Below are 16,898 nucleotides of genomic sequence, written 5' to 3'. Positions count from 1 at the left end.
ACGGTGCCCATTCTCCGGGGGCGGGTCGGCTTCTCGCAGGATTGGGACGCCGTGTCGGGGTCCGCAGTTCCGTATTTGACGATGAAAAGGTGAGATTCGCCCGGTCGGATCAGCGACTGGAGTGCAGGTCGGAGCCGGTCCGGGCGGGGTCGGGGATACCGTACCGGCCGCCGCCCGCGCGTGTCGCGACGGACTGCGGCCGGGGTGTGGAAGCAGTGTGGAGATCAGGCGTGCGCGGGGAAGAAGATCTTGATCTCGCGCTCGGCCGACTCCGGCGAGTCGGAGGCGTGGATCAGGTTCTCGCGGGTGATCGTCGCGTAGTCGCCGCGGATGGTGCCGGCCCCGGCCTGCAGCGGGTCGGTGGCACCGGCCAGCGCGCGGATGCCGGGGACCACGTTCTCGCCCTCGACGATCAGCGCGATCGACGGGCCGGAGGTCATGAACTCCAGCAGCGGCTCGTAGAACGGGCGGCCGACGTGCTCGGCGTAGTGCTGCTCCAGCGTCGCCCGGTCGAAGGTCCGGAGCTCGACGGCGGCCAGCCGCCAGTTGGCCTTGCGCTCGATGCGGCTGATGATCTCGCCGGCCAGGCCACGCTGGACGGCGTCGGGCTTGAGCAGGACGAGAGTGCGCTGGGACACGGTGCAGCTCCTGGGGATGGGGTTCGGCGGAGTGTGTGCGGCCACCGCAGACACTACCCCGTGTGAGCAGCACGTACGTGCGGCCGGGGGTCCCCGGCCGCACGCGGGGCTCAGGCGGCGGCCGCGGCCCGGGCGGCCTTGATCTCGTCGATCCGGCGGCCGTAGTGCACCGAGCACCACCACAGCGCGGCGAAGATCAGGCCGAGCCCGTACATGGTGGGCAGCACCAGGCCGCTGGCGATCAGGCCGAGCTGCAGCGCCCAGCCGACCGCGACCGCGCCGGGCCGGGTGATCGCACCGCAGAGCAGGACGCACAGCAGGATGGCGATACCGCTGACGGTCCAGATCGCCGTGGTGGAGACGTCCGACAGCTGCATGGCCACCAGGCCCGCGAACATGATCAGCAGGGCCTCGCCGATCAGGGTCGAGGAGCAGAGGGTGCGCATGACTACTTCCTTCCGAGCAGCAGGCGGGCCTCGCCCACCGTGATCACCGAGCCGGTCACCAGGACCCCGGTGCCGGTCAGGTCGCCGTCCTCCTCGGCCAGCGTGATGGCGGCCTCGATCGCGTCGTCCAGCCGGGGCTCGACCTGGACCCGGTCCTCGCCGAAGACCTCCACCGCCAGCGCGGCCAGCTGGTCGACCGGGGTCGCCCGGTGGGTGGTGTTCTGGGTGACCACCACCTCCGCCAGGATCGGCTCGAAGGCCGCCAGCAGGCCGGAGACGTCCTTGTCACCGCTGGTGCCGATCACGCCGACCAGCTTGGAGAAGCCGAAGGACTCGTTGATCGCCGCCACCGAGGCCTCGGCGCCGTGCGGGTTGTGCGCGGCGTCCAGGATGACGGTGGGGCTGCGCCGGACCACCTCCAGGCGGCCCGGCGAGCTGACGCCGGAGAAGCCCTCGCGGACCTTGTCCACGTCGAGGTTGCCGCCGCGGGCGCCGCCGACGCCGAAGAAGCCCTCGACGGCGGCCAGTGCCAGCGCCGCGTTGTGCGCCTGGTGGGCGCCGTGCAGCGGGATGAAGACGTCCTCGTACTCGTGGCCGCCGAGCCCGCGCAGGGTGACCAGCTGGCCGCCGACCGCGATCTCGCGGCGGACCACGCCGAACTCCATGCCCTCGCGGGCGACCGTGGCGTCCACCTCGACCGCGCGCCGCAGGATCGCCTGCGCGGCGTCCAGCGGCTGCTGGGCCACCACGGCCAGGCCGCCCGCCTTGATGATGCCGGCCTTCTCGGTGGCGATCTCGCCGGTGGTGTTGCCGAGCCGGTCGGTGTGGTCCAGGCCGACCGGGGTGATCACCGAGACGGCGGCGTCGATCACGTTGGTGGCGTCCCAGCTGCCGCCCATGCCGACCTCCACGATCGCCACGTCCACCGGGGCGTCGGCGAAGGCCGCGTAGGCCATGGCGGTGAGCACCTCGAAGAAGGAGAGGGCGATCGGCTGCTGCTCGTCGACCATCCGGACGTAGGGCTCGATGTCCCGGTAGGTCTCGACGAACTTCTCGACGCTGATCGGGGTGGAGTCCAGGCTGATCCGCTCGGTCACCGACTCCACGTGCGGGCTGGTGTACCGGCCGGTGCGCAGCTCGAAGGTGTTGAGCAGCCGCTCCACCATGCGGGCGGTGGAGGTCTTGCCGTTGGTGCCGGTGATGTGGATCGACGGGTAGGCCCGCTGGGGCTGGCCCAGGATGTCCATCACGGCGTTGATCCGGTCGAGCGAGGGCTCCAGCTTGTTCTCCGGCCAGCGCCGGGACAGCTCCGCCTCGATGGCGCGCAGGTCGTTGTCGTCCGCGGAGTCCGCGCCGGCGGGTCGGATGGTGTACGGGTTCTGCCCGGCTGCCTTGTCGCTCACGCGCCCAGTGTAGGGAGGCGGACGGCCCGCGCGGACCACGGGGATCCGGTGTCCCCGGCACCACTGGGGACGTGATGGTGGACACGTTCACCGACCCGGCCGATTTGTCCCACTTGTCATGGATGGCCGACTTGGTCCCGCCACGGGCCCGGGCCGGCCCTCCCGATCGCCCGCCGCCGGCCTTTCCGCGCCTTCCGGCGGGGCAAGTCGTCCTGCGGGAGAGCGACTTGGACGGCGGGAGCGGGGCCTGGGACCGGCGTGCGCCGGACCCGGACCCCGTGCCGGGCGGAGCTCAGCGGTGCGAGCGGAACTGGACGACCTGCTGGTAGGTCGGCCGGTTCTGCCAGGTGGTCCTGGCATCCGTCACGCCGCCCAGCGGGCGCTGGATGACGGTGTCGGCGCACCACTGGTCGCCCGCCGAGCAGTCCGCGTCCCCGGGGTAGACCTGCGCCGGGGTCTGCGCGGCCGCCTTCTTCAGGCTGTCCAGCAGGACGCCCCGGCAGGCCTCCAGGTCGCCGCCGCCGCAGTACGGCCGGGCCAGCGGGCCGGCCACCTGGTCGCCCAGGACGCCGCGCAGGTCCTTGTCCAGATAGCTCCACCAGCCGTACTGGAAGGCCGAGCCCTTGTGCGGGATGGACTCGTTGGCGCTGGAGGTGCCGCTGGTCGGACCGGTCTGGCCGCCCGAGGGCGACTCGTTGATCTGCAGGGCGCCGGTCAGTGCGGCGAACAGCGGGTCACCGAGGCCGGGCCGGAACACCCCGTCGGCCAGCAGCGGCCACCAGGCGTCCATGGTGCGGATCGCGTCGGCGTTGGCGTAGGCGTGGCTGCCGTTGGAGGTCTCCCGGCGCTGCCCGCCGGCCGTCAGCCAGGCCTCCAGCTTCTGCACGGCCGCCGCGGTGGCCGGGTCGGTGACGGGGGCGCTGCGGATCACCCGCAGCAGGTCGGGGAGCACGTCCTCGGCCCGCAGGTCGGCGGTGGCCGCGGACTCCATGGCCTGCACCAGCGACACCCGGGTGACCTTGGTCCCGCTGTTCACCAGTGCCTTCACCCGGTCGTCCAGCAGGTTCCCGCGGTGCACCGAGCCGTTGCCGAAGCCGGCCGCGGCGAAGGACTTCGCCTGCTTGTTGTTCCAGGAGATGTAGTAGTCCTGGTCGGCCGACTGCGGGTGCTCGGCCGGCGGGGTGTACCGGGCGGTGTTGGCCACCGGGTCGAAGTCCCGCCACTCGTAGGCGGCTTCGGCCTTCACCGGCAGGCCCGGGTCGACCCCGGGGGCACGGACCGGATTGCTGCCGGAGTTGTAGTACGCCGTGTGGGCGGCGTCCGCGTAGAACCAGTTGAAGGTGTAGTTGATGTTCTGCGCGGCCTGCTGGAAGCTCGCGGCGTCGTGCACCGCGCCGGGGTCGTTGAGCATCTGGAAGCCGATGATGGAGTCGGCCTCGTGCCGGTAGGTGGAGCGCAGCGCGGTGAAGGCGACCGGTTTGCCGCCGACCGTGCCGCGCGCCGTCACCAGGCCGTAGGCGGTCCGGTACATCACCAGGGTGTAGGAGCCCGCCGCGGTGGAGTCGGCGGTGGTCGGGCTCCAGGAGTTCTTCCGCTCCAGGCGCTCCAGCGGGACGCAGCTGCCGTGCCACAGGTAGGAGGCGGAGGCGGTGGTGGGGGGCGAGCCGTCGGCGTTGCAGAGCGGTACCGCGTAGCTGTCGGTGATGTCCTGGCCGGCCGAGGTGGCGCTCCAGGCGTAGTCCTGGCCGCGGCCGAGCTGGACGTAGAAGCCGAGCCCGGCGAAGGCGGCGCCGCGGGCGCTGATGCCCGGGCCCTGCAGTTCCTCCAGCATCAGCAGCTGCGGTGCGAAGTACCCGGTCTGCGGGCCGAACACGGCCACCGGGTGGCCGTCGTCGGTGTGGCTGCCGGAGACCACCAGGGCGTTGGACATGCCGTGCTTGGCGGTGAGCAGGTTGCCGGGCAGCACACCCTGGGCGGCGGTGGTGGCCAGGCCCGCGGAGCCGGTGGCGTCGTAGATCATGCGCTCGGGCACCACCGAGCCCGGGTCGGGCAGCGCGACGCCCTGCGGGTCGTCCGGCGGCAGCGCGTACGGGAACTGCTGCCCGTCGTGCAGGGTGAGCGCGGCCTCGGGGTCGTCCGCCTCGCGCAGCGACTTCCAGACCGCGTCGCCGGCGTCCTTGCCGTACCTGGCCTCGGCGGTCAGTTTGACCTGGGCGGAGGCGAGTTCACCGCCGCCGCCGGCCCCGAACAGCGCGCCCACCACCGAGGCCAGCGCGACCAGGTCGGTCAGCTTGAACGGTTCGATGGAGCCCGCGTTGGTGATCGGGTTGATGTGCCCGGTCAGGTCGTACTCGCCCGGGAAGTAGCGGCCGTTGTAGGACTCGGTGATGTACTGGTTGATGCCGTCCAGGTAGGCCCTGGCGTCGTCCAGCGCCTGCCGGGCCCGGTCGCCCTGGCCGGCGATGGCGTCGATCTGGCTCTGCAGTTCGGCCTCGGTGTACGGGGCGGCCTGCCAGAAGCTCTGCTCCAGCTCGCGGTTGGCGGCCGCGCCGCCGGCGAACCCGGACAGCTGTCCGCGGCCGACGTGGCGGAACAGGTCCATCAGCCAGAGCCGGTCCTGCCCGGCGGCGTAGCCCGCGCCGAACTCGGTGCCGTAGCGGGTGGTACCGGTGATGTGCGGGACACCGGTGGCCTTGTCACGGACGATGGTGACGTCCGCGCGGGGGCGGGCGGTGCTGGCCACCTGGTCGGCGGGGACGCCGAAGGAGGCGTCGTTGAAGAAGCTGCGCAGGGTGGTCTCGGTCAGCCCCGGGTAGGCGGCGGCGAGGTTGGCGTACGGGCCGAGCTGGTCGTCGGTGTGCGCGGGGCGGGTGCCGAAGACCTTGTTGGCGAGGATGTCGGCGAGGGTGGCGTTGCCGTTCTCGCCGGGCGGCAGGATGTCGAGGCAGCGGCCGCCGCAGTAGTCGTTGGCGGCGGCCGGAGCGGCGGGGGTGGGGGCGGCCGCCAGGGTGGCGGCGGCGAGGAGGGCCGCCGCGAGACCGGCGGCGGGGAGCCTGAGCGCGTGGGGGCGTCGTTGCATACCAGCTCCTCCGTCGAAGCTGTCCGAAGCTGAGGCGCGATTGACAGTTCTCGACGGTAGGGCGGTTACCGACCGGTTGCCTAGTGGCGTGCATGCCACTTCTGACGCTCACTGACAAATTGTCAGCAAAGCTGCAGGCCGGCGGAACTACCGCTGCCGGGCCTCCGGCACCTGGGGCGGCACCCGGCCGCTGTGCCGGCGGCGCAGCTCCGCCGCGATCTCCTCCGCCTCGCCGTCCGGCAGCAGCGGCAGCATCATGGCGACCGCCTGCAGCACCCCGCCGAGCAGGTACGTGGTGTCCGGGGTGCTGGCGACCAGCGCGCGGACCGTCCCCACGTCGCCCGCGGCCACCGACTCCAGCAGCAGGGCGGCGTCCACCGAGTCCTCGTCGATCACCACGGCCGAGGTGTCGGCGGGCGCCCGGCGGACCAGACCGCGCAGCACCCGGTCGCCGACCTCCGGGGCGTACGCCTTGCGGACCGCCTCGGCGGCGATCCACACCAGCAGGGTGGCCACCTCGCGTTCGGCCTGCTCGGCGAGCAGCCGGTCGAGTTCCCGGTCGAAGGCCAGCTGGTTGCCGTGCCGGAAGGCGAGCAGCAGCACCGCCGCACGGGCCTTGGCCGCCGCCACCTCCGCCGCAGGCAGTTCGTCGGCCAACTCCGTGGTCACCGTCATGCTCGCGCCCTCCCGCCAGTCGCACCGCCCGAATGGGAACGTGGGCAACACCGTACACATCCGAACTCGGAACTTCCGTGAACCCGCGCATGCCCGGCGGCGGGGACAATCCCCGTGCCATTGCCGGTGAAGCCGCCGGAGAGTTTCCGCGTCCTTGCCACCCGACCCGCCAAATGCCTTGAATGGAGCTGGACATCGGTCTTGGTGCAAGAACCCTTCCACCCCCGCACCACCGTGAATCCTCCGAATTTCCACCACCGCCCCGGCGGCCGGAAGCACCCACCGACACGCCGGTGGCTTCGGCGGCCCGCTCTTCCCGCAGTTCCATATCCTCCCCCGCGGCGCCCGGAATACCGCCGAACGAGGGATCAAATCCCCACCAGGAGCGGGCCGGTGTCCGTCCCGCAGCACCATTCCCGAAAGCACCCGGCGCAGTTATCGACGCTTTGCCCGGGACACGAAACGGCCGGGGGCCCGCCACCCCGGTACGGGATGACGGGCCCTCGGCCGCGTACGGGCGCTCGGAGCGCGCCGGGCGCTCAGCCCCGCGGCAGCGCGTCCAACTGTGCGGTGATCCGGGCGATGTCGGCCTCGGCCGCCTCCTGACGGGCGCGGATCTTGGCCACCACCTCGTCCGGCGCCTTGGCCAGGAAGCCCTCGTTGCCGAGCTTGGCGGTGGTCTGCGCCTTCTCCTTCTCGGCCGCCGCGAGGTCCTTGGCGAGCCGCTTGCGCTCGGCCGGGACGTCGATGGTGCCGGAGAGGTCCAGCGCGACCGTGGCGCCCGCGACCGGCAGCGAGGCGGTGGCCGCGAAGCCGGCCTCCGGCACGGTCAGCCGCAGCAGCGAACGGATCGCCGCCTCGTGCGGGACGAGTGCGGTACCGGCCAGCTCCAGCTGGGCCGGGACCCGCTGACCGGGCTTCAGGCCCTGGTCCGAACGGAACCGGCGGACCTCGGTCACCACCTGCTGCAGCGTGGCGATCTCGGCCTCGGCGGCCGCGTCCCGGAAACCGCTGTCCTTCGGCCACTCGGCGACCACCAGCGACTCGGCGCCGGTCAGCGTGGTCCACAGGGTGTCGGTGACGAACGGGACCACCGGGTGCAGCAGCCGCAGCGTCACGTCCAGCACCTCGCCGAGCACCCGGCGCGAGGCGTCCGCCTGCGGGCCGCCCGCCGCCAGGGTGGTCTTGGAGAGCTCGACGTACCAGTCGAAGACCTCGTCCCAGGCGAAGTGGAACAGCGCGTCCGACAGCTTGGCGAACTGGTAGTCGTCGTACAGGCCGTCGGCCTCGGCGACGGTGGCGTTCAGCCGCGACAGGATCCAGCGGTCGGCCGCGGTCAGCTCCTCGGGGGCCGGCAGCGGGCCCTCGACGGTGGCGCCGTTCATCAGCGCGAAGCGGGTGGCGTTCCAGATCTTGTTGCAGAAGTTGCGCGAGCCCTGCACCCAGTCCTCGCCGATCGGCACGTCCGCACCGGGGTTGGCGCCGCGGGCCAGGGTGAAGCGGACCGCGTCGGCGCCGTAGGCGTCCATCCAGTCCAGCGGGTCCACCGCGTTGCCGAAGGACTTGGACATCTTCTTGCCGAACTGGTCGCGGACCAGACCGGTCAGCGCGATGGTGTGGAACGGGGCCTGCCCGTCCATCGCGTACAGGCCGAACATCATCATCCGGGCGACCCAGAAGAAGATGATGTCGTGGCCGGTGAGCAGGACGTCGGTGGCGTAGAACTTCTCCAGGTCCGGGGTCTGCTCCGGCCAGCCCAGGGTGGAGAACGGCCACAGCCCGCTGGAGAACCAGGTGTCCAGCACGTCGGTGTCCTGGGTCCAGCCCTCGCCGGTGGGCGCCTGCTCGTCCGGTCCGACGCAGACGACCTCGCCGTTCGGGCCGTACCAGACCGGGATCCGGTGGCCCCACCAGAGCTGGCGCGAGATGCACCAGTCGTGCATGTTGTCGACCCAGCTGAAGTAGCGGCCCTCCAGCTCCTTGGGGTGGATCTGCACCCGGCCGTCGCGGACGGCGGCGCCGGCCTCGGCGGCCAGCGGCGCGACCTTGACCCACCACTGCAGCGACAGCCGCGGCTCGACCACGGTCTGGCAGCGCGAGCAGTGGCCGACGGCGTGCATGTAGGGGCGCTTCTCGCCGACGATGCGCCCCTCGGCGCGCAGCGCGCCGACCACGGCGGAGCGGGCCTCGAAGCGGTCCAGGCCGAGGAACGGGCCGTGCACGGTGATCACACCGCGCTCGTCCATCACGGTCAGGTTCTCCAGGCCGTGGCGCTGGCCGATGGCGAAGTCGTTCGGGTCGTGGGCCGGCGTCACCTTGACGGCGCCGGTGCCGAACTCCGGGTCCACATGCTCGTCGGCGACGACCGGGATCCGGCGGTCCGTCAGCGGCAGCGCGATGGTGGTGCCGACCAGGTGCCGGTACCGCTCGTCGTCCGGGTGGACCGCGACCGCGGTGTCACCGAGCATGGTCTCGGCCCGGGTGGTGGCGACCACGATCGACTCGTCCCCGTCGCCGTAGCGGATCGAGACCAGCTCGCCGGGGACCTCCTCGTGCTCCACCTCGATGTCGGAGAGCGCGGTCAGACAGCGCGGGCACCAGTTGATGATGCGCTCGGCGCGGTAGATCAGACCGTCGTCGAAGAGCTTCTTGAAGATGGTCTGGACGGCCTGCGAGAGGCCCTCGTCCATGGTGAAGCGCTCGCGCGACCAGTCCACGCCGTCGCCGAGCCGGCGCATCTGGCCGAGGATCTTGCCGCCGTACTCCTCCTTCCACTGCCACACCTTCTCGACGAAGGCCTCCCGGCCCAGGTCGTGGCGGGACAGCCCGGAGGAGGCGAGCTGCTGCTCCACCTTGTTCTGGGTGGCGATGCCGGCGTGGTCCATGCCGGGCAGCCACAGCGCCTCGTAGCCCTGCATCCGCTTGCGGCGGGTCAGCGCGTCCATCAGCGTGTGCTGGAAGGCGTGGCCCAGGTGCAGCGAACCGGTCACGTTCGGCGGCGGGATGACGATGGTGTAGGCGGGCTTGTCGCTCTTGGCGTCGGCGGTGAAGTAACCGCGCTCCACCCAGCGCTCGTACAGCTCGCCCTCTACCTCCGCCGGGGCGTAGGTCGTCGGGAGGGTGGCTGCGTCGTCCCCGGGGACTGCGGTGAACCCCTCGGGGCTCTCGGGGCGCTGGTTCGTCGTGTCGGTCACGACGCACAGTTTACGTAAGAGCGGGCCCCCGGTACGAACCGCATCGGCGCGGCCCGGTCGGCCGCGGGCCCGGACCCGTGCGATAGCGTGCCCGGATACTCGCACGCAGATTCCGTGCGCGTGCCCATCGGGAGCACGCCCAGCGCACGCCGCAACGAGGCCGCTCCCGGGAGCGGCGGGGGAGATCGACGCCGATGTACGGCCAGGGTCAGCAGTATCCGCCAGGTCAGCCGCAGCAGCCTCCGCCGCCGTACGGCCAGCCGCCGCAGTACGGCGTCCCGCAGCCCGGCGTCCCGCAGCCCGGCGTCCCGCAGCCCGGCTACGGCCAGCCCCAGTACGGCGCCCCCGCGCAGCAGCCGCCCGGCTACGGCTACCCGCAGGCCCCCCAGCCGCAGTACGGCGCCCCGCAGGGCGGCTACCCGCAGGCGCCGCAGCAGCAGTACGGCGGCGGCTACCCGCCGCCCGCGCCGAACAAGAGCAACACCGGCCTGGTGGTCGGCCTGGTGATCGGCGCGCTGGTACTGGTCGGCGGCGGCCTGGTGGTCGCCACCCAGCTCGGCAGGGACGGCTCCGGCAGCGGCGGCGGCGCCTCGGCCGTGGCCGGCAAGTACAAGCTGAGTGCCCCGCCCACGCTGCCCGGCGGCTACACCAAGAAGTCCGCCCAGGACGCCCCGACCGGCAGCAACCCGGCGACCAAGATCGAGGGCGCGATGTCGGCGGTCTACCAGAAGGGCCTCGGCGACCTGGTCAGCGTCGCGGGCAGCTGGGGCACCATCGACGACCCGGGCGCGACCCTGACCGCCAACGCCGCCGCCATGAAGATGACCTGGAAGACGCCGCTGGCCGAGGTCCCCGCCAACGACGCCAAGGACCCGGGCGGCAAGATGCAGTGCGGCGTCGCCACCAGCTCCGCCGCCGCCAGCGCCATCGAGACCCCGATCTGCATCTGGGCCGACCACTCCGCGATGGGCACGGTGGTCTTCAGCGGCGTCTCGATGACCGGCAGCGGTACCAGCATGTCGGCGGCCCAGGCGGCCGAGAAGTCCCGGCCGATCCGCGACGCGGTGCTGGTCGCGAAGTAGGCCCGGGGCGCAGGTACGACAGCGGCCCCGCACCGTCCGGTGCGGGGCCGCTCCACGTGGCGGGGGCGGTCAGGCGCTCTTCTCGCGCCGCTCGCGCTTGATCATGTCGCGCGGGACCAGGGTCGGGATGGCGTGCTTGGAGACCACGTCCCCGGTGACGACCACCCGGGCGACGTCCTGACGCGAGGGCACCTCGTACATCACCGACATCAGCACCTCCTCCATGATGGCCCGCAGCCCGCGTGCGCCGGTGCCCCGCAGGATCGCCTGGTCGGCGATGGCCTCCAGTGCGTCCCGGGTGAACTCCAGCTCCACACCGTCGAGTTCGAAGAGCTTGCGGTACTGCTTGACCAGCGCGTTCTTCGGCTCGGTGAGGATCTGCAGCAGCGCCTCGCGGTCCAGGTTGTGCACGCTGGTGATCACGGGGAGGCGGCCGATGAACTCGGGGATCATGCCGAACTTGACCAGGTCCTCCGGCATCACCTGACGGAAGTGGTCGCTGGCGTCCTGCTCGCGCTTGGAGCGGATGTTGGCACCGAAGCCGATGCCCTTGGCGCCCGCCCGGCCCTCGATGATCCGCTCCAGGCCCGCGAACGCACCGCCCACGATGAACAGCACGTTGGTGGTGTCGATCTGGATGAACTCCTGGTGCGGGTGCTTGCGGCCCCCCTGCGGCGGCACCGAGGCGGTGGTGCCCTCCAGGATCTTCAGCAGCGCCTGCTGGACGCCCTCGCCCGAGACGTCGCGGGTGATCGACGGGTTCTCGCTCTTGCGGGCGACCTTGTCGATCTCGTCGATGTAGATGATCCCGGTCTCGGCCTTCTTGACGTCGTAGTCGGCCGCCTGGATCAGCTTGAGCAGGATGTTCTCGACGTCCTCGCCGACGTAGCCGGCCTCGGTCAGCGCCGTGGCGTCCGCGATGGCGAACGGCACGTTCAGCATCCGGGCCAGGGTCTGCGCCAGCAGCGTCTTGCCCGAACCGGTCGGGCCGAGCAGCAGGATGTTCGACTTGGCCAGCTCGATCGCGTCCTCGCGGCCGTTGCCGCCGGAACGGCCGTTCTCACCGGCCTGGACGCGCTTGTAGTGGTTGTAGACCGCGACCGACAGTGCCTTCTTCGCCGCTTCCTGACCGACCACGTACTGGTCCAGGAACTCGTAGATCTCGCGGGGCTTCGGCAGCTCCTCGAAGCGCACCTCGGAGCTCTCGGCGAGCTCCTCCTCGATGATCTCGTTGCACAGGTCGATGCACTCGTCGCAGATGTACACACCTGGCCCGGCGATCAGCTTCTTCACCTGCTTCTGCGATTTGCCGCAGAACGAGCACTTGAGCAGGTCGCCGCCGTCTCCGATGCGTGCCACGAGGTGCTTCCCCTTCGCCAGGGGCCCCGCGGGGGTTCCGGGGCCTGGTGCTGTGGACCGGCTGCGCCGAACGGCGGCCGGTCTCGCTATCCGACGGTACTCTGCCGAGCCGGGAATTCCGGTGTCTTCGGCAGCTCTGCCCTACGCCCTGGGCGAATTGATACCGAACAGATGCCGTCCTGCGGGCATGGACCCGCACTCCAATTGTGCCGGGCCGACGGCCGTACCGGAACGGCTCGGGGCGGGGCGCAAGGTCACACCTCCGCAGAGGATGCGCCCGCGTCCCGCCCCGGGAGCCGCCGGACCGCGTCCGGATCTGCCGGTCGAGCCGGTGGGCCCGGCCGGATCAGTCGGTCAGCGAGGTCTTGCGGGTCGAGATGATCTGGTCGATCAGCCCGTACTCCAGCGCCTCCTCGGCGGTCAGGATCTTGTCCCGCTCGATGTCGTCGCGAACCTGCTCGACCGCCTTGTTGGAGTGCTTGGCCAGCATCTCCTCCAGCTGCTCGCGCATCCGGAAGATCTCCTTGGCCTGGATCTCCAGGTCCGAGACCTGGCCGCGGCCGGTCTCGGTGTACGGCTGGTGGATCAGGATCCGGGCGTTCGGCAGCGCCATCCGCTTGCCGGGGGTGCCGGCCGCCAGCAGCACGGCCGCGGCCGAGGCCGCCTGGCCCATGCAGACGGTGGTGATGTCCGGCTTCACGTACTGCATGGTGTCGTAGATGGCCGTCAGGGCCGTGAACGAGCCGCCGGGCGAGTTGATGTACATCTGGATCTCGCGGTCCGGGTCCATCGACTCCAGGCACAGCAGCTGCGCCATGATGTCGTTGGCCGAGACGTCGTCCACCTGGGAGCCGAGGAAGATGATGCGCTCCTCGAACAGCTTGGCGTACGGGTCGTACTCGCGGATGCCCTGCGAGGTGCGCTCGACGAAGCGCGGGACGATGTAACGGCCCTCGGCGCGGGCGCCGTAGTACTCACCGCGCGGCATGTTGGGGGTGGTGTTCATGGGTTGGTCCGTCCTCCGACGAAGCGTGCGGTCTGGGGGTCTCTTACGGGCGGCGCTCAGGCGCCCGTGCCGCCGCCGCCGGGAACGTCCGCGGCGCTGTGCATGATCTGGTCGATGAGGCCGTACTCCTTGGCCTCCTCCGGGGTGAACCAGCGGTCCCGGTCGGAGTCCGCGGTCACCCGGTCGAAGGTCTGGCCGCTGTGGTGCGCGATCAGCTCCGACATCCGCTTCTTGGTGCGCAGCAGCTGCTCGGCCTGGATCCGGATGTCGGTGGCGGAGCCGCCGAGGCCGGCCGAGGGCTGGTGCATCAGGATGTTGGCGTTGGGCAGCGAGAACCGCTTGCCCGGGGTGCCGGCCGTCAGCAGGAACTGGCCCATCGAGGCCGCCATGCCCATCGCGATCGTGACCACGTCGTTCTTGATGTACTGCATGGTGTCGTAGATCGCCATGCCGGCCGTGATCGAGCCGCCCGGGGAGTTGATGTAGAGGTAGATGTCCTTGTCGGGGTCGGCCGCCAGCAGCAGGAGCTGGGCCGTGATCTTGTTGGCGATGTCGTCGTCGACCTGCTGGCCGAGGAAGATGATCCGCTCGTTGAGCAGCCGGTTGTAGACCTGGTCGCCCAGGCCGCCGAGCACGTCACCAGCGGCGGCGTGCGGCGCCATCAGGCCAGGCATCTGCATCTGCGGGAACGTCACTTAGCCACCTGCTCAGTCGATCTGCTTGTGTGTCGCTGTCTATGGACCCTAACGCCCGGGCGGGGCCGCAGAATCCCCCACGCAGAACTGTTCGCTGTGAGCGCAGGGTCCGGTGGTGCGAACGCACAGCGAACGCCAGTGGGCCCGGACACCTCACGGCGTCCGGGCCCACTGGGCCTGTCACTGCTCAGGCCGCGGACTGCTGTCGCGGCCGGCCGGGGCTCAGGCCTCGGTCGACTCGGCGGCCTCGTCGGCGGCGGCCTCGGTACCGGCCTCGGCCGACTCCTCGGTCTCCTCGTCGTCCTCGAAGGTGACGACCTCGCCGTTGGTGTCCTTGACCTCGGCGCCCTCGACCACCAGGGCCAGCGCCTTGCCGCGGGCGACCTCGCCGACCAGCAGCGGAACCTGGCCGCCCTGGACGACCTGCTGCGCGAACTGGTCCGGGGTGAGGCCGGAGCCGGCGGCGCGGCGGATCAGGTGCTCGGTGAGCTCCTCCTGGTTGACGCCGAGCTCCTCCTTGCCCACGATCTCGTCCAGCACGAACTGGGTCTTGATGCCCTTCTTGGCCTGCTCCTCGGTCTCCGCCAGGAAGGCCTCCAGGGTCTTGTCCTGGGTGGCCAGGTAGGCCTCCAGGGTCAGGCCCATCGGCTCCAGCTGGTGGTGCTCGAGGTTGTGGCGGCGGGTCTCGATCTCGTCCTTGAGGAGCTTCTCCGGGTACTCCATCTCGACGAGGCCGAGCAGCTCGTCCAGGACCTTCTCCTGCGCCTGGGTGGCCTGGTCGAACTCCTTCATGCGCTCCAGGCGCTTGCGGGAGTCGGCACGCAGCTCCTCCAGGGTGTCGAACTCGCTCGCCAGCTGGGCGAACTCGTCGTCCAGCTCGGGGAGCTCCTTCTCCTGGACGGCGGTCACGGTGACGGTGACCTCCGAGTCCTTGCCGGCCTGGGTGCCACCCTTGAGGGTGGTGGTGAAGGTCTTGGACTCACCGGCGGACAGGCCGACGACGGCCTCGTCGATGCCGTCCAGCAGGCGGCCGGAGCCGATCTCGTAGCTCACGCCGGTCGCGGTGCCGTCCTCCGGCACCTCGCCGTCGACCTTGGCCTCGAGGTCCACGACCACGACGTCCTCGGCCGCGGCGGCGCGCTCGACGTCCTTGACCGAGGAGAAGCGCTCGCGCAGCTGCTCCAGCGACTTGTCGATGTCCTCGTCGGTGACGACGACCGGGTCGACGACCACGCTGATCGAGGAGTAGTCCGGCAGGGCGATCTCCGGGCGGACGTCGACCTCGGCGGTGAACTTGAGGTCACCACCGTCGACGAGCTTCTCGACACCCTCGATGTCCGTGATGTCGGGCTGGCCGAGAACCTCGATCTTGCCCTCGTCGACGGCCTGCGTGTAGAAGCGCGGCAGCGCGTCGTTCACGGCCTCCTCGAGCACCGCGGCACGGCCGAAGCGCTGGTCGATCACCTTGTTCGGGATCTTGCCCTTACGGAAGCCCGGCACGGTGACCTGCTGGTTGATCTTCTTGTACGCCGCGTCGAGGCTGGGCTTGAGCTCCTCGAAGGGCACCTCGACGGTGAGTCGAACCCGAGTGGGGTTCAGAGTCTCGACGGCGCTCTTCACGGTTGGGTCTCCTAGGGGGCTTGCGGTCGGGTTGTCTCCGCCCGGCCCGGTACGGCCGAGGTGGCCGAGCGAGCGGGCGAGACGGGCGATGGGCGGTTGGAGCTGCATCTCCCGTGGTGGGCCGGACGGTGAGCGTGACTCCTCGCCCTCGGGCGGTTGACCTGCGAGCATGCCACAGGGACTACCGCCAGCAGCCCATCCTACCGGTACGGCGAAAGACGGACGAAAGACGGACTCCCGGGTGCACCCGCCGGGGCGCCGCGGCGCCCACCGCAGGGGCACCGCCCACGACGACAACAGGGCCCCGTCCGGTGGACGAGACCCTGCCGCACACTGTCGGGGTGACCGGATTCGAACCGACGGCCTTCCGCTCCCAAAGCGGACGCGCTACCAAACTGCGCCACACCCCGTGGTGCCGAGAGGAAGCGTACACGGCGGTCTCCCCCCGTCCGGCGCATTATCAACCCCCGCCGGAGCGGAAGCGACGTGCACTCCACCGCCCCGACCAGGTAGGCTGGGCCCGACCTCGCGGCCGCACCGTCGGCCGGGCGGTCGCGTACGATCCGACGTGCCGTCAACTGCACGCACGCGGGTGTAGCTCAATGGTAGAGCCCCAGTCTTCCAAACTGGTCACGCGAGTTCGATTCTCGTCACCCGCTCCAACACTTCGGCCCCAGGTCAGCGAGTAGATCGCCGACCTGGGGCCGAAGTCGTATGAGGGCCCGTCAGCTCTCCGCGCCCGGTCCGGGCCGCCCGGTCGGCGGGCCGTCATCACCCAGGTGCGTCCGCCGCCAGATCTCGCTCCAGCCCCGAGGGGCGACCGGCACGAGCCGGTGCTCCCGCTCGCACGGGCACGGCGACGGCGCCCACCCGCACCGGCCGCACAGCTCGACCCGGCCGTGTCCGGTCGACTGCAGTTCCGGCGGCCCCTCGTCCCCGCAGGCCGGGCAGCCGGGCAGCTCGGCCCCGTCCAGCAGCGCGTTCCGCCGCCGGACGTAGTCGGGCAGCCGCAGTGACGGGTGGCGGTTCGGATCGTCGTACCAGGCACGGGGCGGGCCGTCCTCCCTCACCCAGCCCCGCAGCCACCACGGCCGGGGCTCCGGTACGGCTCGCCGCCCGGCCCACTTCTGCGCCCGGCGCCGCGCCTCGAACTCATCGGCCCGGGTGCGCCACAGCTCCCGCGCCTCGTGCAGTTCCTCCACCGCCCGCACCAGCGCGGCCGGATCGTCCTCCAGTCGCCGGGGGATCCGGGCGCTGAGCGTGAGGTGGTGGTAGGTCGCCCGCAGGCCGTAGGGGGCGAACCGGGTGAGGCAGGTGCGCAGCGCGCTGTGCCGCCGGTAGATGGGGAGCCGGGCGTCGTGCACGCGCGCCCGGTGGGTCAGGAAGCTGGTCATGCGGTGCGCCCCGGGTCCACCGGACCGGGAGCCGCCGGGGCCGACTCCCATCCCGGCGCGGGGTCGTCGGGCGGGCGGGTGCCCGGTACGGCCGGCAGTGGCGTCATCCGGCGATCATGCCGGGCCGGGCGGCCGGACCACGAGGGGTTTTCGGGGGCGGCGCCGCGCCCGCGGGCGGGCGAACCGTGGAGCGCGGAGGCCGGAGCGGGGGCGGCCCGGACATGCCGCGGGCCCGGCCCCGGACGTGGTGTCCGCTCAGCAGCGCGTCGAACGCCACGTCCTCGGTGACGGTGCCGGCCGCGACGTG

12 protein-coding genes, 2 tRNA genes and 1 pseudogene are annotated in these 16,898 nt (G+C 71.3%); 2 read left to right on the top strand and 13 right to left on the bottom strand.

What is annotated here, in order from left to right:
- Positions 1–224: 224 nt before the first annotated feature.
- From ndk to AB0D08_RS12470, 6 genes are all read right to left on the bottom strand, one after another.
- Complete coding sequence (gene ndk, locus AB0D08_RS12495) at positions 225–638, bottom strand: nucleoside-diphosphate kinase (protein WP_033821856.1); 414 nt, start codon at positions 636–638, stop codon at positions 225–227.
- Between the two features lie 110 nt (positions 639–748).
- A complete protein-coding gene (locus AB0D08_RS12490) occupies positions 749–1,084 on the bottom strand; it encodes a DUF4233 domain-containing protein (protein WP_033821855.1) in 336 nt (111 codons plus the stop codon).
- Between the two features lie 2 nt (positions 1,085–1,086).
- Positions 1,087–2,451, bottom strand: a complete 1,365-nt coding sequence (locus tag AB0D08_RS12485) for a folylpolyglutamate synthase/dihydrofolate synthase family protein (protein WP_033821860.1) — start codon at positions 2,449–2,451, stop codon at positions 1,087–1,089.
- A 328-nt stretch (positions 2,452–2,779) separates the two neighbouring features.
- A complete protein-coding gene (locus tag AB0D08_RS12480; RefSeq protein WP_359888251.1) occupies positions 2,780–5,566 on the bottom strand; it encodes a penicillin acylase family protein in 2,787 nt (928 codons plus the stop codon).
- A gap of 147 nt (positions 5,567–5,713) precedes the next feature.
- Entirely contained in the window at positions 5,714–6,241 is a 528-nt protein-coding gene (locus AB0D08_RS12475; protein ID WP_033821853.1) for a hypothetical protein, read from the bottom strand.
- Between the two features lie 539 nt (positions 6,242–6,780).
- Positions 6,781–9,435, bottom strand: a complete 2,655-nt coding sequence (locus AB0D08_RS12470; RefSeq protein WP_359888249.1) for a valine--tRNA ligase — start codon at positions 9,433–9,435, stop codon at positions 6,781–6,783.
- Between the two features lie 194 nt (positions 9,436–9,629).
- On the opposite strand from AB0D08_RS12470, the gene AB0D08_RS12465 reads away from it, so the two are divergent.
- Positions 9,630–10,517 (top strand): hypothetical protein, encoded by an 888-nt coding sequence (locus tag AB0D08_RS12465; RefSeq protein ID WP_359888247.1) that lies wholly within the window; start codon positions 9,630–9,632, stop codon positions 10,515–10,517.
- Between the two features lie 69 nt (positions 10,518–10,586).
- On the opposite strand, the gene clpX is transcribed toward AB0D08_RS12465, so the two are convergent.
- The 5 genes from clpX to AB0D08_RS12440 form a co-directional block, all read right to left on the bottom strand.
- A complete protein-coding gene (clpX, locus tag AB0D08_RS12460) occupies positions 10,587–11,876 on the bottom strand; it encodes an ATP-dependent Clp protease ATP-binding subunit ClpX (protein WP_033821851.1) in 1,290 nt (429 codons plus the stop codon).
- 346 nt (positions 11,877–12,222) lie between these two features.
- Complete coding sequence (locus AB0D08_RS12455) at positions 12,223–12,882, bottom strand: ATP-dependent Clp protease proteolytic subunit (protein ID WP_033821850.1); 660 nt, start codon at positions 12,880–12,882, stop codon at positions 12,223–12,225.
- Between the two features lie 56 nt (positions 12,883–12,938).
- Positions 12,939–13,562 carry an ATP-dependent Clp protease proteolytic subunit gene (locus AB0D08_RS12450; RefSeq protein ID WP_359888243.1) on the bottom strand — a complete coding sequence of 208 codons (624 nt, stop codon included), beginning with the start codon at positions 13,560–13,562 and terminating at the stop codon, positions 12,939–12,941.
- Positions 13,563–13,799: 237 nt separating this feature from the next.
- Complete coding sequence (gene tig, locus AB0D08_RS12445) at positions 13,800–15,197, bottom strand: trigger factor (protein WP_359888240.1); 1,398 nt, start codon at positions 15,195–15,197, stop codon at positions 13,800–13,802.
- A gap of 336 nt (positions 15,198–15,533) precedes the next feature.
- Positions 15,534–15,607, bottom strand: a tRNA-Pro gene (locus tag AB0D08_RS12440).
- A gap of 178 nt (positions 15,608–15,785) precedes the next feature.
- On the opposite strand from AB0D08_RS12440, the gene AB0D08_RS12435 reads away from it, so the two are divergent.
- Positions 15,786–15,859, top strand: a tRNA-Gly gene (locus AB0D08_RS12435).
- Between the two features lie 63 nt (positions 15,860–15,922).
- Here the strand turns inward: AB0D08_RS12435 and AB0D08_RS12430 are convergent.
- Entirely contained in the window at positions 15,923–16,591 is a 669-nt protein-coding gene (locus AB0D08_RS12430) for a hypothetical protein (protein ID WP_359888237.1), read from the bottom strand.
- 103 nt (positions 16,592–16,694) lie between these two features.
- Positions 16,695–16,898, bottom strand: a pseudogene (locus AB0D08_RS12425) (hypothetical protein); the annotation flags it as partial.

Source organism: Kitasatospora sp. NPDC048540 (assembly GCF_040651175.1).
In the GTDB taxonomy this organism is placed as follows: domain Bacteria; phylum Actinomycetota; class Actinomycetes; order Streptomycetales; family Streptomycetaceae; genus Kitasatospora.
This window is presented reverse-complemented; position numbering and strand designations above follow the sequence as displayed.

Coding starts and splice junctions, on each gene's coding strand:
- AB0D08_RS12490 (WP_033821855.1), bottom strand. CDS start 1,084: ATGCGCACCCTCTGCTCCTCGACCCTGATCGGCGAGGCCCTGCTGATC.
- AB0D08_RS12480 (WP_359888251.1), bottom strand. CDS start 5,566: ATGCAACGACGCCCCCACGCGCTCAGGCTCCCCGCCGCCGGTCTCGCG.
- AB0D08_RS12475 (WP_033821853.1), bottom strand. CDS start 6,241: ATGACGGTGACCACGGAGTTGGCCGACGAACTGCCTGCGGCGGAGGTG.
- AB0D08_RS12465 (WP_359888247.1), top strand. CDS start 9,630: ATGTACGGCCAGGGTCAGCAGTATCCGCCAGGTCAGCCGCAGCAGCCT.
- AB0D08_RS12455 (WP_033821850.1), bottom strand. CDS start 12,882: ATGAACACCACCCCCAACATGCCGCGCGGTGAGTACTACGGCGCCCGC.
- AB0D08_RS12450 (WP_359888243.1), bottom strand. CDS start 13,562: ATGCAGATGCCTGGCCTGATGGCGCCGCACGCCGCCGCTGGTGACGTG.
- AB0D08_RS12430 (WP_359888237.1), bottom strand. CDS start 16,591: ATGACCAGCTTCCTGACCCACCGGGCGCGCGTGCACGACGCCCGGCTC.